Here is a 13876-nt window from a genome sequence, read left to right as displayed (position 1 = left end):
GCAGAACCGAAAGCATTTTGCTATTTGCAGAGAACTTGGAGGAAATTGCATGCATACACCACCAGAAAGAAAGTGGGATGGGACGGTTGTCCGCTATCCGGATCCGGCGATTGAGGTAATAGACTCTCGTTTTGGCAAGTATAAGATTGGCAACTCCGTCGTTGAACGGTTGTGGACAGGGTCGCGCTGGGCAGAGGGCCCCGTCTGGTTCGGCGATGGCGGATACTTACTCTGGAGCGATATTCCAAATAACCGGATACTGAAATGGGAGGAATCTACCGGTCAGGTAAGCACCTATCGAAAACCGTCAAACTATAGCAATGGACATACCCGCGATCGGCAAGGCAGACTTATTAGTTGTGAACACGGCGCACGGCGTGTCACACGCACAGAATACGACGGAACGATTACTGTGCTAATGGATAGTTTTGATGGCAAGCCACTCAATGCCCCAAATGACGTAGCAGTTCACCCAGATGGTGGCATCTGGTTTACGGATCCGGGGTACGGTATCATGCTCAACTACGAAGGGCATATAGCGGAATTTGAATTGCCGACTTGTGTTTATCGCCTCAATCCGGATACTGGGGAAGCAACTGTTGCAACGGCTGAACTCGAAAAACCGAACGGTATCTGCTTTTCTCCAGACTATGATAAACTCTATATCGTTGACACCGGTGTTACACACCAAGAAGGAACCCCGCGGTATATCTATGTCTATGATGTTATAGATGGTGAACGATTGGGCGAGCAAGCGGTGTTCTGTGATATGGCACCCGGTATTGCCGACGGTATCCGATGTGATGTTGATGGAAATCTGTGGGCGAGTGCTGGATGGGTTGGTGACGGCTACGACGGCGTGCATACCTTTGCATCAGATGGAACGCTTATCGGGAAAATCCACCTTCCTGAAATCTGTGCGAACCTCTGCTTCGGCGGCGTGAAACGGAACAGGCTGTTTATGATGGGTAGTCAATCGCTCTACTCGGTGTATGTCGAAGCACAAGGTGTGCCGCTTTTTTAATCGGGGTTATTTATACCCCAACTTGCTACCTTTATGATTTTAGGCGCACGCACACCATTTTTCAGTGAAAAGCGGTCATTTTTGCGAAAACTTGGCGTGTTTCCTGCCATTTTCGGCGCGAAAGTCCACAAGGAACCAACGGTTTCCTATGCTACAAAGTGGCAACTTGGGTTATTTATAGTAAAACCTATAATTAATTGAGCACTCTCAAACAGTCTGAATCCCTATAACAGGCATTCAGACTGGCACAAACTAACAGTTTATGCTACAAAAAAATCGTGAGCACAGCTCGACCCTACAGAAGAGACCCTTTGAAAAGTGGTGGTGTTGATGCGTACTTTAGAACATATTGACTGCCCTATATGTGAACAGGATGCGACGGAACTGCTTTTTGATAAAGATTCCTTGTCGGTGGTTATCTGCAAGCGGTGCCAGTTACGTTATGTGAATCCGAGAATTAGCCGTCAGACGCTTGAGGCGGCGTATACCGAGTCCTATTATCCACCTGATAAAGTGGAACGCATCGAGACGGATAGCATGGAGTGGTTGCAGATGACTGAACGCCTCACAGAATTGGAGAAACAACACCGAAGCAAAGGACGACTGTTAGATGTAGGCTGCGGGATTGGTACTTTTCTCTCACTCGCTCGCGAACACGGATGGGACCCGCAAGGCATTGATCCTTCCAAGAGTGGAAGCGCATTTGCGCAAGAGAAGTATAAACTTGATGTCCAATGCGCGGATATTTTTGAAGCAGACTTCCCGTCTGCGTCCTTTGACGCGATTGTGCTTTATCATGTGTTAGAACATATTTCCGAATTAAATCCGTTCCTTAGTGAGTTACGTCGCGTTTTGAAACCGGGAACAGGCACCTTAGTTATTGAAGTGCCGAATGGTGAGAGTCTACAGAGTCGGCTTCAGAAAGCGGATTGGCCTTACGTCCATCCGCACGACCATCTCTATTATTTTTCAGCACATTCTTTGCCGAAGTTGCTGCGGAAGCACGGGTTTCATAACGTTACGTTGGGTAGACCGAAGCGCGTTAGCCCAATAACAAGTCTCCGTTTCGCGCTTCGCCAAGCAGCGACTGCCGCGTTAGTTCGGTTTCACTTAGGCACAGTGATTCGGGTGTATGCGAGTTAATGTGTGTCTCATAAGCTATTTGCCAGAACCCCCTAAATCCCCCTTATCAGGGACTTTAAGAAGGAATGCATAATGTTCCTTATGATGAGGGTTTTTGGTAAGAGAACGTCTGGATGACATCGTTCATGAGGAGACGTTGTGCAATAGTCTCAACAACTTCAGCGTTTAAGGCACCGGTTAGCCAGTACTTATGTCCGGTACGGATGGTGGTGACACCGGTGATGCCTAAATCGTTGATACCTTTGACAGTGCTATCGCCAACTGCATCGGTAACGCCGGGTTTGAATTGTACTTCAAGCGTCCAACTTTTTGCAGCGTCATTTTGCGTAGCAAAGGTGTATGTCTGTGTAATCGGATCGGCGAGGAGCTCTGAACCGATTCGGTCAATACTTTGTGTGTCAAGAGTGCCTTCAATCCAGTAGACTGTGGCGGTACGGACGGAATCAACATCACTGATACCGAGGTCAGCAATATCTTCAAGGATGCCTTGCCCAACGGTATCGGGGACTTCAGGTTTATAGGAGACTTCAACTTTCCAATTATCCATAAAATAGAAATTCCTTTGTCTATATTAACACGCTTTTCTCAATTGTATAAAAAGTTGAGATAAAGTCAAATTGAAATTACGTTTTCATAAGAAAAAAGTAGCTGATTTGAAATGGACAGAACATTATGTCATTAAATATATTAGTTTTCGGGGCACATCCCGATGATTGTGATATTAAAGCAGGTGGTGTCGCGGCGCGGTATGTGCAACAAGGACATCGCGTTAAGTTTGTCTCTGTTACAAACGGTGATGCTGGACACCACGAAATGGGTGGCGGTTCTTTGGCACAGCGACGTTATGCAGAAACACAAGCCGCAGCCGAAGTTATCGGTATTGAATATGAACTTTTAGACAATCACGATGGTGAACTGATGCCGACGTTAGAAAACCGGTATCAGATTATCCGCACGATTCGCGAGTTCCATCCGGATTTGATTATGACCCACCGTCCCAACGATTACCATCCGGATCATCGGTATACGTCAATTTTGGTGCAAGATGCGGCGTATATGGTTACGGTCCCGAATATCTGCGCGCTTACGCCCCATCTGGAGAAAAATCCTGTTATCGTCTATTTGAGTGATGGTTTCATGAAGCCCTACCCGTTCACGCCGGATGTGGTTGTCGGTATTGACGCTGTCGTTGAGCAAAAGATTGACATGCTCCACTGCCACGTATCGCAGTTCTATGAATGGCTTCCCTATAACAGTGGCACGTTGGCTGCTGTCCCTTCAGATACTTCGGCGCGACGGACATGGCTCGCTGAACGGCTTTTAAATCGGTTCAGTGCTACAGCCGAAAAGTATCGCGACTTGCTCATAACACTCTACGGCGAGGCATCAGGCACACACATCCAATATGCTGAGGCATTTGAAGGATGCGAATATGGGACCTCGCTAACAACAGAAAATATACCGACCCTTTTCCCATTTTTTGAATAAGGAGTTTTGTCTTAAATACATGCCAACAGAACAAGCCAGTGCCAAGACGCTTATGTATATTGTCTGCGTTATCGGTCTTATCTTTGCGATTGTTATGGTGATCCTCTTTTTTAACGCTGCACCTGCGCGTTCCAATATTGAGGTGCATCGCGCTTCAAACGAAGATGCGGAGTGTTTGAAATGCCATCTAAGAGGCGATGAAAAATCGCCGACGATGCCGCATCTGAATCTCGGTAGGTGCAACCTCTGCCATGGGTTATCGAAGGAGGAGAAACAAGAGTAAGTGATTGGTAGTCTGTGATTTAATTTTAAATCCTTCTTTATAATCCGGTGCGGTTTCAAATCGCAGCATAGGTGTCAATTTAGGGAGTTTTCGCTGTATCTTATAGGAGCATCCCTACAAATGCTGCAGAAACACCCTATCAAAAACCTCCTCTGGGGCTTAGGTGTGTGAGGTCCCGTTTTTCTACACAGATACTGAAGAAACACCCAAGCAAATAAACCCTACGGAATTCAAGAGGTTTTTTGAAGTATTCAAGGGTTCCGCAGAGTATCCGGTTCGGTTGGGAAACCGAACCTACCGGACCTGGGGAACCGGATGGTTATTTTTCTAAAATTGACGCTTATGGTGCGGTTTGAGATCGGAGTCTCGCTTTAATTCCTACCCAAGTGATATTGTCTTCTGCTTCGCTTATGACCTGAAGACATTCAAACTGATTTGCCCCTAAAACCGATTCAACTTGTGCGAGTTCAGTCTCCAAAATACCAGAAAAGATGACAATCCCCGCAGGATGTAGCCGCGATGGACACTCCGGAATAATCGGTAGAATCGCCTTGGTCAGAATGTTTCCGACGATGAGATGGTATTTTCTTTCTACATCTTTGAGTCCATCGCCTTGAGATAAGCACACGTGCGGTGTCACAGTATTTGTTTGGAAATTTGCTGCTGCGATAGGTATTGCTGTCGGATCAAGTTCAATAGCGTCAACCCGTTTCGCGCCTAACTTGACAGCAGCGATGGTTAATATCCCGGAACCGGTCCCGATGTCTGCAATGTGGTAATACGGTTCAATGGTGTGTTCTAACAGTTCAAGGGAAAGTCGGGTGGTCGGATGATAGCCTGTGCCAAACGCCATGCCGGGGTCGAGTTGAATCAAGATGTCTGTTTCATTGTGAGGGGTATCGTGCCATGTCGGTGTGATAAGCATCCGTTTTCCGACCCGTTGCGGTGGGAAAGCGGCTTTCCACGCTTCTTCCCATTTTTCAGATTTGACGTGTTGTAAATCGATAGTTGCCGGGCCCGGGTGGATGTTCCAGGTTGGAAGTTCCGCGAGGAAATCTCGGAGTTTTTGCATTCGCGCGCCAACCCTATCATCTAAAGGATAATAGGCGATGATATCTACTTCAGTGTCAGCGTTTTCCTTGAACTCAACGCCAACCGCGTTCATCTCAAAGAGAGAGTTCGAGACCGCCTCGGATGCCTCTTGAGAAGTGGTTACAGTAATTCTTGCCCAGTCCATTTTTCACGTACCCCTCAAAAACTGAGCGATCCGTTCTATTCGGGTTCTTCGTCTTCATGACGCCCAAGCAGTTTATCCCAAAATCCACCGTGTTCGTGCTGAAAGGATTCACCGCGTAACTTCGCAAATTCTTCTAACTTCCTACGCTGCTCACTGTTGAGATTTTTTGGGGTTTCAATTTCTACTTCGACCACCAGATCACCTGAATAGGAGCGTTTATAATGTGGGATGCCTTTGTTGGGAATACGTAGTTGTGCCCCGTACTGTGTCCCCGGTGGGATATGCAACTCTTCGCGTCCATCAATACCTTCAACATCAATTTTCCCACCGAGCGTGGCTTGGACGAACGAAATTTTGGCGGATGTAATGAGGTCGTTTCGGTCGCGTTCAAAGCGTTCGTGCGGAGCAACGTTGATGACAACAAATAGGTCGCCGGGGGGTGCGCCGTTGGCACCCACCTCGCCTTCACCGCGCAATTGGTATTTAAAACCGCTATCAACCCCTTTGTCAATATTGAGTTTAATATCGCGCGTATTTCGGACAAGTCCTTGCCCCCTGCAAGCTGGACAGGGTTCTTGAATGATTTCACCTTCGCCACGACACTGTGAACAGGTACGGGACATAGTAAAGAAGCCTTGCGATTGACTGATTTGCCCTCTGCCGTGGCATTGCGGACAGGTTATGGCTCGTGTTCCCTTCTTCGCCCCGCTGCCATCGCACTCCGTGCAGTTTTCAACACGTGGCACCTGAAGCGTGACCTGCTTACCATGAATGACATCTTCGAGTGTTACCCCAAGGTTATATTGTAAACTGCGTCCACGTTTCGGGGTGCGTTGCCTGCCACCGAGTCCACCGAAGAGGTCGCCAAAAACATCGCCGAAAATATCATCCAAATTCACACCGACGCCACCAAAATCGGTTCCCATACCTTCGAGTCCAGCATGACCGAATCTATCGTACTGCTGCCGTTTCTCAGCATCACGGAGGACTTCATAAGCCTCTGTTGCTTCCTTGAATTTATCTTCGGCTTCTTTGTTGTCAGGATTTTTATCTGGGTGAAATTGGATGGCGAGTTTACGATAAGCCTTTTTTATGTCGTCCTCGTCAGCATCTCGATTGACATCCAAAACCTCATAGTAGTCGCGTTTTTGCATCATAACTATCCTTCCTATGCTCTATTCGGCAGCGTCAGTTTCATGCGTATCGTCCGCGGTTTCGTTCGATGTTTCTTCTTCTTTAGCCGGTCCCTGTGAAACGACTACTTGTGAGGCGCGTAGCACACGGGTATGTAACATATAACCGCCCCGGAACTCTTCAATCACTTTCCCCTCGGGCACATCATCTGATGGGGTAACAAGGAGTGCCTCGTGCTGATTTGGATCAAATGTTTCACCAACGGCTACGATTGGCACTAATCCGTGGATTTTGAGTGCATCCAGCAACTGTTTGTGAACCAGTTGCACCCCCTCATTAAAGGTTGTGAACGCCGGTGAGACAGTGTTTTCTTGAACTTTCTCAGTCACGCTTTTAATTGCGGCATCCAAGCTATCCAACACCGGGACCATCCCCTCAAGTATCCCTTCGTTCGCGAACTTAAGTTGCCGCTGATAATCGGTTTGTAAGCGTTTTTTGGTATTCTCAGCTTCTGCCGCTGTCCGTAGCAGCCGATCACGTTCGCCTTTGTATTCTTCATGAACTGCTTGTACGGCTGCTTCTACCTCTTTATCAATTTCTGCACGCAATAGTTCTTCGCGCTCCGTTTCGTATTGATCCCGAACGCGTTGGACAATTGCCTCTACCTCTTTCTTTACCTCCGATGTAAGATTGGTAGCAGTCTCTTCAACAGGAGAAATACGTTCTTCGATTTCTTGTTTGACTTCCGACTTGATCGTATCAAGAGCCACCTCCGCGATTTCTCGCATGCGCGTGACAAGCGTTTTTTCTTTAGTCTCTTTATTGTCGGTGGAATCGTTATCTGAAGCCTCTTCCACTTCCGCCTTTATGTGTATCTCTTTAACTTCAGCCATTATGACTTCCCTTTATTTTTTTGTAGTAGATTCAGTATGTGAACTTGTCACGGCACAGGCTAACGGTCTCCTATGCTACAAGTGTAAACATATTTTCGGGTTTTACTTTAAATGCGTGTTTGAAAAGCACGCGTAAAACTATATTCTAACCGTGAACAGCGTTGGCAAAATCTCTCATCAATTCAAAGGAACCATTTTCTTCAAGTACATTGCCAGTGACGATGAAATCAGCACCAGCCTCTACTTTTTTTCCAGCGATTTTCGGTGTGCGGATACCGCCACCAACGATTAATGGGATACTAATTTGGTTTTTCACTGCGGAGATCATCTCGTCTGGCACAGCATGTGCTGCGCCGCTGCCAGCCTCTAAATACACCATCTGCATGCCGAGGTATTCTGCAGCTAATGCATGCGGTCCGGCGATATCTGGCTTATCACGCGGAATAGGTGCCGTCCCGCTCATAAATTCAACAGTGGTTCGATTACCACTCTCAATAAGCATATAGCCGGTCGGGATAGGTTTAAGGGCATAGCGCAGTATCCACGGTGCTGCCTTAACTTGTTCGCCAATGAGATAGTTAGGGTTGCGTCCACTGATCAGGCTGATATAGAGAATCGCGTCTGCATGCGGCGTAAGGTGCATTGAATCACCGGGGAAAAGCACAACAGGGAGTTCTGTCTCCTGTTTAAGTGCTTTCGCAATTGGATGCAAATCGTTGGTTAAAAAACTGCCGCCTAACAAAATTGCATCTGCGCCAGCCTTCTCAATCTCCCGTGCGAGTTTAGCGCATTTAGCGACCTCACACTGCTCCGGATCGATTAAAACAAAATAGCCAGCGTTATGCTTTTTCAGTACTTCGTTAAAGTGGTCCAGAACCCAATTTGACCTCAAATGCAATGTGTCCTTTTCATTTATAGTAAAACCTATAATTAATAGGGCACTTTCAAACAGTCTGAATACCTATAACAGGCATTCAGACTGGCACAAACTAACAGTTTATGCTACAAAGATGTCCACTTATTTATAGGCTTCACCACAATCGTTAAATTTTGGCTTGCAAACTGGTATTTTTTTACGGGTTTGCGCGCAGCCGACTCTTTTAGAATTGTACCATATTTTTGGCGATTTGTCAAATGCTACGCTGTCGCGCTAACTCATAGAGAAGCACACCTGCTGCGACCCCTACATTGAGCGATGATTGTCCAGATGCCATCGGAATACGGACGAGTTCTGTGCAAGATGCTCGCGTTTCTATAGACACCCCTGTATTTTCATTGCCAACAACGATAGCGGTAGGTAGTGAGAACTTCATAGCGTAGAGATCTTTCTCAGCATTAGATGTTCCACCTAACACATTCCAACCGGAGAGACGCAGTGTCTCAATCGCGGCACCGATATCTGTAGCATGGTACAACGGCAAACGTCCAACCGCGCCCCGTGACGCGCGTACACAATTTTTATGGAACGGGCTTGCGCCTATACGACTCAGCAAGACAGCAGACACTCCGACTGCATCTGCTGTCCGTAATGTCATACCTAAATTGTCTGGGTTCGCGATGTTCTCCGCAATGAGCATTGTGCATCCCGGATTAAAGTGGAAATTAGATTTACCTGATTCTGACAAAAAGTCCCGAAAGTTAAAGTATACCGATGCGATAACTGGTGGCACGGGACGGGTTGTAGTGACTGAACCCATCACACCATCGTTAACTTGATAGCAGGAAATATTATCGGCAGATGCGCTCTTTAAAAGGCTTTGTCCTTCCGATGCTTCAAGTAGGGCAGTCGTATAAAGGATTTTCTCGATAGGCAAACCGTCTTTAACTGCTCGTTCTACCATCAGATCTCCTTCAACAACAAATTGCGAAGACTCAAGTTTCCCCTTCAAGGTGGCTAATTTACGCATATCCGCAGCAATTGCATCTTTGCGTTTAGAGATCGTCCGTTGTTCTACGACTGCCCCACTCCCTCGTTTAACACCTTGATAAAATGTGCCATCATCCGTATGAACAAACTCACCTTCTAAGACATCGTGTATTCCGTTGTCCATCCACTTTTCTGTTGGGTGGAACATTCCAGTGTATCGTCTTGGAAAAGCCAAGAGTAGTTCTCTCAAACTTCGTTCGGTTGTAGCAGTGAGGTAGACCCGATAATCGGCATCAAAGACATCCTCTGGGGTCATCAGTAAAACGCCATCAAGTTTCTGCCAACCTGCGGTAAGTACCTGATACGGACGGTGCCATTCACCTGTCTTAGAAAAGGTATGGTACGCCTGTTTAAAGCGAGAGACTTCCTCAGCATCCGAGTTTTCTCTTTCTAAGAAAGCGATGATTTTATCATAGTTTATCATAAAAACGTTCCGAGGTAGATTGCGCCGAGTCCGACAAATATATCCCACTTCATCCAGCGTTGGATGGCGGCACAACTTTCTCTGGAAGCGTCCCGCAATAAGCGAATTACCAATCCGATAAGGACTAAATCAACTCCGAGTACAACTACCAACAGATAATGCCAAGAGTACGCCCCAAATAGATAAGGGATCGGACTGAATAGAATAACCAACACCATGAAACCGATAGCAGTCTTTACAGCGAGTTTCGGGTTGAGAATCGCGAGTGTTTTCACACTGTTTTTCAAGTCGCCTTCTGTATCTTCAAGGTCTTTGATGATTTCCCGGGCCGCTGTGAACAGAAAGGCAAAGATTGCTGGAATCAGTGTCCCTTGCCCTGATTCTATAGCGACACCACCAGAGATAAAGGTTAAAGCGGTTAAACCGCTGACGACTAAGTTACCGATAAACGGTATACGTTTCAGCCAAATCGCGTAACTTGCGAGTGCGACGAATACGAGAATAGCAATCGCTGTTGCGTTTCTATTAATAAGCGTTCCCAAATAGATGCCGATGATAACAAGGATAATAGCGAAAATCAGGGCATCTACGCGCCGAATGCGTCCAGAAGGTAGTGGTCGCCGTGGACGATTAATTTGGTCAATCTTATAATCGCAATAATCGTTTATGGCGTTTCCCGCCGAAAGCATGACGAATGCGGCGATAGAAACCAACCAAAGCCGAATGTCAACAAGATTTTCGATCGTGCCTTGGTTGGCGAACATCCCGCCAAGCCACGCGGAGATAAAAGCGATAATTCCGTTAAGAGGACGCGCCAGTTCAAGATACGCGAACAGCGTTTTCATTTTTTAGATCCTTGATCGTCAGTGAGCGAGTGTATTTATGGAAATGGGCTTTCCTCCCTACCTGAAGACAGGGATAGCTAACCCGAAGATTAGATGAAAAGAGAACACTACCCGAACCGAGAGCATTTTCACATCAATTTGGCAATGGGTATCTGTTTTAGGTGGTAGGGGCGTACAGAGCAGGGAAACCCAAGTGTACCTGACAGCAGGATATGGGTGAGGTACGCGGCGTATTTTGAAAAAATGAGCAGGCTTCATAGATCAAAAATGCCGCTACGATGCGTCCTCCAATTCTTGAATTTTTGCTTCGAGTTCTTCTACGCGTTTCTGGAGTTTTGCGAATTCAGGGAGCAGGTCTGGCAGTTTTCGAGTTGCGGCGTGAATTCGTAATTCCTGTTTATGGGGTCGCGCTGGAAATCCAGAGAGATGGCTCCCGGCAGGCATATCCTTTGTAACTGCGGATTTCGCGTAAACGACGCTATCATCCCCGAGCGTCAGATGTCCTGCAGCACCGCCGTGTCCTGCGATATTGACCCGGTCTCCGAGCGTTGTACTCCCCGCGATTCCAACTTGTGCGGCGAGACAGCAGTCCTCACCGATCACAACGTTGTGTGCGATTTGGACAAGATTATCTAACTTTGTGCCACGTTTGATGAGCGTTTCAGAAAGCGTTGCTCTATCAATGGTAGTATTGGCACCAATTTCAACATCATCTTCAATAACGACAGTCCCAATCTGCGGAATTTTGTGATGTCGGTTGCTGACGGGTGCGAACCCAAAACCGTCACTCCCGATAACAGCCCCACAATGGATAATCACGCGATCGCCGATGGTTACCTCTTCTCGAATATTAACGTGCGGATAGATAAGCCCATCAGCCCCAATTTTAGTGCCTTCGCCGATATAGACGAACGGTTGAATGACGGTATCATCGCCGATCTCAACATTGTCAGCAATGTAAGTAAACGCTTGAATTGAGACGCGCTCACCGAGTTTGACGTTCTCACCTAAAATTGCTGTCTCATCAACTCCTGGAAGTGCGCGAGGGTTTTTGTCCCATGAGAACATTTCCAAAACTTTAACGAAAGCCCAGTAAGGATTATCTACCCGGATCGTCGGCTTTCCATTGCCGGATACACCGTGCCCAATAATAATAGCAGCGGCTTGGGTTGTCGCTATAGCGGCGAGATACTTCGGATTGGCAACAAAAGTAATCTGAGTCGGGAGTGCCTCTTTGATTCCAGAAACTCCTGTAATTTCAATCTCACCATCGCCAGAGAGATCTCCATTGAGGTGTTCACAAATTTCTTTGAGTTTCATAGGTACTTACCCTAATCCTTTCTCCGTGGATTTGATTCGTTTTACATTCATACTACGGAGTTGAGGCGATGCGTGTAGCGTTATTCAGGATTTTCGCCATTTTCGCCATCTTCATTCATTAAGTCGGTTAACCGCTTTGTTAGATCGTATTCTTCTTTCACATAAAGCGTGATGAGCCGTTTTTCGAGAATGATGTCATAGTTGTCGTCTTTACCGACTTTGATAATCAGGTCTTCAAGACTTTTGTAAATGGGTTCCAGCAATTCCCGCTCTTTTTCAAGGAGTGCTTGTTGACCCACTTCTCGTTCGCGTTGGTACTCCTGCTGTTTCTGGAGGATTTCGTTGTTTAAATCCGCAGTCTGTGCTTCTTCAACGAAGAGTTCCGTTTTGGTTTTCTTCTCTTGCAGGATAACGATTTCTTGGCCTATTTTTTCCAACTTTTTCTGAAGTTTTTCGCCTGCTGCTCTGAGCGTTTCGGTTGCCTTCGTGGCTGCTGCAGATCCTTTTAGGACCTCTTCTGTGTTCACGACCCCGATTTTGAAGGCTTCCTGTCCAATACTTCCAGGACTAAAGCAGAAAGCGGCGATAGAGATAATTAATATAGTTAGATGTGCTCTACAAGCACCCAACCGAAATGACTTCATAATGTAAGATCCCTTCCTTTGAGAAAGAAATTAGTAGGCTTATCTCCTTAATTTCTGGCATTTGCCGCCAACTATTTAAGTTTATAAGCTTGCCTATAAGTACCCCACTCTCGTTAGCGAGGCGTTTAGACAGATAGTGTATCTATCCGAAATTTTTCTATTCTGCTCAATATTACTACTCAAACTATTTAGAACCCGGGCCCGATCGTGAAATGGAATTTACCTGCCGGTTCCCCGCCAAGGCGATCTAAACCGTAGCCCCACCCTAACCGGGCTAACATGCCGAACATGTTGAGTCGGGCTTCAACGCCGAGGCCTTTTTTCATGTTAATTTGACTAAACGGATTTGGCACATTTTCATCCCACACTTGTCCTATATCGAAAAATAGGGCTGCTGTGAGCTGCTGTGAAACCGGAATCCGATACTCAAAGTTCGCGAAGAAGACTTTATTACCACCGTAAGGATTATAAGCTTCGGGTTTATTAGGGTCATCCGATTTCTTAGGATCAGGGTAAATTTCATAGTCTTCGTAGCCGCGAACGGTATCTACGCCGCCGAGGAAAAAGCGTTCATAAAATAAGAAGTAGGAATCAGTGCTTTTACTGACCATATAGCCAGCGCGTGCATGTACAGCAATGACATGGTTCCACCAACCGCTATAGAACCAACTGGTATCTGCGGAGTATTTCTGGAACTCATTATCTGCGCCTAAGATTCCGCCCGAGTACTCATAGGAGAGTGTATGGGATGCGCCCGCTGTCGGATCATACAAAGAGGTTCGATAGTCCCGAGTATCTCTGCCAACGGCAAAGAGAATACTCCGCGTAGAGCGGTTAATCAATTCGGCATCGGGGTTATGCGCTTCAACATGTTCATTCCGAAGCCGGACGGACAGATCAATATCATAGGCGATTGGACGCCCCAGTGTTACGGACGCGCCGCGTCGCCCCCAAACGTATCTATCGTATCGATAATTAGGATTTGCTCGGTTATATAAAGCCCCGACGGTTCCGTAATAGCGTCGGAAACGTCGATTATCGTAGATGCGTGCGTTAAGCCGGGTGGGTGTCCCAAAAACCCAAGGCGTTCCAAAACTGAGTTCGGCTGTATGATGGTCCCGCGTGCCTAATTCACCTTTCAGGTGGATCCGATAGGCGCGTCCGAGGAGATTGTTTTGTCCGACCTCAGCAGTGCCAAAGATCCCGCCTTCGCTGCCATAACCGCCGCCAAGGCTCAGCATTCCGGTTCGCGGTGTTTCAGCGATATTCACCCTTAAATCTTTTCGATTTTCTTCATCAGTATCACTCGGCACAAAGTCAACAGCCCGGATGAAAGACCCCATCTGGAACAAACGCTGGCGTGCTTTTCGCAAAGATTTCACGTCTAAGAGTTCATCGGACTCGATCCCCAAAAAATCCAATTCGCGTTTAACGACGTGTTCATTGGTTTTTTCGAGTCCAGTGATAATCACCTTACCGATAATTATGACATCACCTTCGTTGATTTTCAAGGT

At 46.8% G+C, this 13876-nt stretch carries 14 protein-coding genes; 4 read left to right on the top strand and 10 right to left on the bottom strand.

What is annotated here, in order from left to right; genetic code table 11:
• The first annotated feature begins 49 nt into the window (after window positions 1–49).
• Together OXH00_04735 and OXH00_04730 are read left to right on the top strand one after the other, a co-directional pair.
• On the top strand, window positions 50–1024 hold the full coding sequence (locus tag OXH00_04735) for an SMP-30/gluconolactonase/LRE family protein (GenBank protein ID MCY3740305.1): 975 nt from the start codon (window positions 50–52) through the stop codon (window positions 1022–1024).
• Window positions 1025–1354: 330 nt separating this feature from the next.
• Window positions 1355–2167 carry a class I SAM-dependent methyltransferase gene (locus tag OXH00_04730; GenBank protein ID MCY3740304.1) on the top strand — a complete coding sequence of 271 codons (813 nt, stop codon included), beginning with the start codon at window positions 1355–1357 and terminating at the stop codon, window positions 2165–2167.
• A 79-nt stretch (window positions 2168–2246) separates the two neighbouring features.
• On the opposite strand, the gene OXH00_04725 is transcribed toward OXH00_04730, so the two are convergent.
• Window positions 2247–2714, bottom strand: a complete 468-nt coding sequence (locus tag OXH00_04725; GenBank protein ID MCY3740303.1) for a phosphoribosylformylglycinamidine synthase subunit PurS — start codon at window positions 2712–2714, stop codon at window positions 2247–2249.
• Window positions 2715–2839: 125 nt separating this feature from the next.
• Here OXH00_04725 and OXH00_04720 point away from each other — a divergent pair, with 125 nt between their 5' ends.
• The gene (locus OXH00_04720) at window positions 2840–3655 is read left to right on the top strand and encodes a PIG-L family deacetylase (GenBank protein ID MCY3740302.1); all 816 of its coding nucleotides are present in this window, start codon (window positions 2840–2842) and stop codon (window positions 3653–3655) included.
• A gap of 19 nt (window positions 3656–3674) precedes the next feature.
• Window positions 3675–3938, top strand: a complete 264-nt coding sequence (locus tag OXH00_04715; GenBank protein MCY3740301.1) for a hypothetical protein — start codon at window positions 3675–3677, stop codon at window positions 3936–3938.
• A gap of 340 nt (window positions 3939–4278) precedes the next feature.
• On the opposite strand, the gene prmA is transcribed toward OXH00_04715, so the two are convergent.
• The 9 genes from prmA to OXH00_04670 form a co-directional block, all read right to left on the bottom strand.
• Window positions 4279–5175 (bottom strand): 50S ribosomal protein L11 methyltransferase, encoded by an 897-nt coding sequence (gene prmA, locus OXH00_04710; GenBank protein ID MCY3740300.1) that lies wholly within the window; start codon window positions 5173–5175, stop codon window positions 4279–4281.
• A gap of 35 nt (window positions 5176–5210) precedes the next feature.
• Window positions 5211–6332, bottom strand: a complete 1122-nt coding sequence (dnaJ, locus tag OXH00_04705; protein MCY3740299.1) for a molecular chaperone DnaJ — start codon at window positions 6330–6332, stop codon at window positions 5211–5213.
• 18 nt (window positions 6333–6350) lie between these two features.
• Window positions 6351–7202: a nucleotide exchange factor GrpE gene (locus OXH00_04700; GenBank protein ID MCY3740298.1), complete on the bottom strand. Its 852-nt coding sequence runs from the start codon at window positions 7200–7202 to the stop codon at window positions 6351–6353.
• Between the two features lie 145 nt (window positions 7203–7347).
• Window positions 7348–8094: a geranylgeranylglyceryl/heptaprenylglyceryl phosphate synthase gene (locus tag OXH00_04695; GenBank protein MCY3740297.1), complete on the bottom strand. Its 747-nt coding sequence runs from the start codon at window positions 8092–8094 to the stop codon at window positions 7348–7350.
• A 238-nt stretch (window positions 8095–8332) separates the two neighbouring features.
• Window positions 8333–9553: an RNA methyltransferase gene (locus OXH00_04690; protein ID MCY3740296.1), complete on the bottom strand. Its 1221-nt coding sequence runs from the start codon at window positions 9551–9553 to the stop codon at window positions 8333–8335.
• Window positions 9550–10398, bottom strand: a complete 849-nt coding sequence (locus tag OXH00_04685; GenBank protein MCY3740295.1) for a geranylgeranylglycerol-phosphate geranylgeranyltransferase — start codon at window positions 10396–10398, stop codon at window positions 9550–9552. Before OXH00_04685 ends, OXH00_04690 begins: the two co-directional genes overlap by 4 nt.
• A gap of 273 nt (window positions 10399–10671) precedes the next feature.
• Complete coding sequence (gene lpxD, locus OXH00_04680; GenBank protein MCY3740294.1) at window positions 10672–11718, bottom strand: UDP-3-O-(3-hydroxymyristoyl)glucosamine N-acyltransferase; 1047 nt, start codon at window positions 11716–11718, stop codon at window positions 10672–10674.
• 80 nt (window positions 11719–11798) lie between these two features.
• Window positions 11799–12362 (bottom strand): OmpH family outer membrane protein, encoded by a 564-nt coding sequence (locus tag OXH00_04675; protein ID MCY3740293.1) that lies wholly within the window; start codon window positions 12360–12362, stop codon window positions 11799–11801.
• 188 nt (window positions 12363–12550) lie between these two features.
• Window positions 12551–13876: BamA/TamA family outer membrane protein (locus tag OXH00_04670; protein MCY3740292.1), on the bottom strand; the 1326-nt coding region annotated here is incomplete at its 5' end.

It is taken from the genome of Candidatus Poribacteria bacterium, assembly GCA_026706025.1.
Classification (GTDB): domain Bacteria; phylum Poribacteria; class WGA-4E; order WGA-4E; family WGA-3G; genus WGA-3G.
The sequence above is the reverse complement of the archived record's forward strand: the minus strand, read 5'-3'. Positions and strand labels throughout refer to the sequence as shown.

What these genes read in the sequence shown, in the direction of transcription:
- prmA (MCY3740300.1), bottom strand. Translation starts at nt 5,175, where the DNA reads ATGGACTGGGCAAGAATTACTGTAACCACTTCTCAAGAGGCATCCGAG.
- OXH00_04715 (MCY3740301.1), top strand. Translation starts at nt 3,675, where the DNA reads ATGCCAACAGAACAAGCCAGTGCCAAGACGCTTATGTATATTGTCTGC.
- OXH00_04685 (MCY3740295.1), bottom strand. Translation starts at nt 10,398, where the DNA reads ATGAAAACGCTGTTCGCGTATCTTGAACTGGCGCGTCCTCTTAACGGA.
- OXH00_04730 (MCY3740304.1), top strand. Translation starts at nt 1,355, where the DNA reads ATGCGTACTTTAGAACATATTGACTGCCCTATATGTGAACAGGATGCG.
- OXH00_04735 (MCY3740305.1), top strand. Translation starts at nt 50, where the DNA reads ATGCATACACCACCAGAAAGAAAGTGGGATGGGACGGTTGTCCGCTAT.
- OXH00_04725 (MCY3740303.1), bottom strand. Translation starts at nt 2,714, where the DNA reads ATGGATAATTGGAAAGTTGAAGTCTCCTATAAACCTGAAGTCCCCGAT.
- OXH00_04720 (MCY3740302.1), top strand. Translation starts at nt 2,840, where the DNA reads ATGTCATTAAATATATTAGTTTTCGGGGCACATCCCGATGATTGTGAT.
- OXH00_04690 (MCY3740296.1), bottom strand. Translation starts at nt 9,553, where the DNA reads ATGATAAACTATGATAAAATCATCGCTTTCTTAGAAAGAGAAAACTCG.
- lpxD (MCY3740294.1), bottom strand. Translation starts at nt 11,718, where the DNA reads ATGAAACTCAAAGAAATTTGTGAACACCTCAATGGAGATCTCTCTGGC.
- dnaJ (MCY3740299.1), bottom strand. Translation starts at nt 6,332, where the DNA reads ATGATGCAAAAACGCGACTACTATGAGGTTTTGGATGTCAATCGAGAT.
- OXH00_04700 (MCY3740298.1), bottom strand. Translation starts at nt 7,202, where the DNA reads ATGGCTGAAGTTAAAGAGATACACATAAAGGCGGAAGTGGAAGAGGCT.
- OXH00_04675 (MCY3740293.1), bottom strand. Translation starts at nt 12,362, where the DNA reads ATGAAGTCATTTCGGTTGGGTGCTTGTAGAGCACATCTAACTATATTA.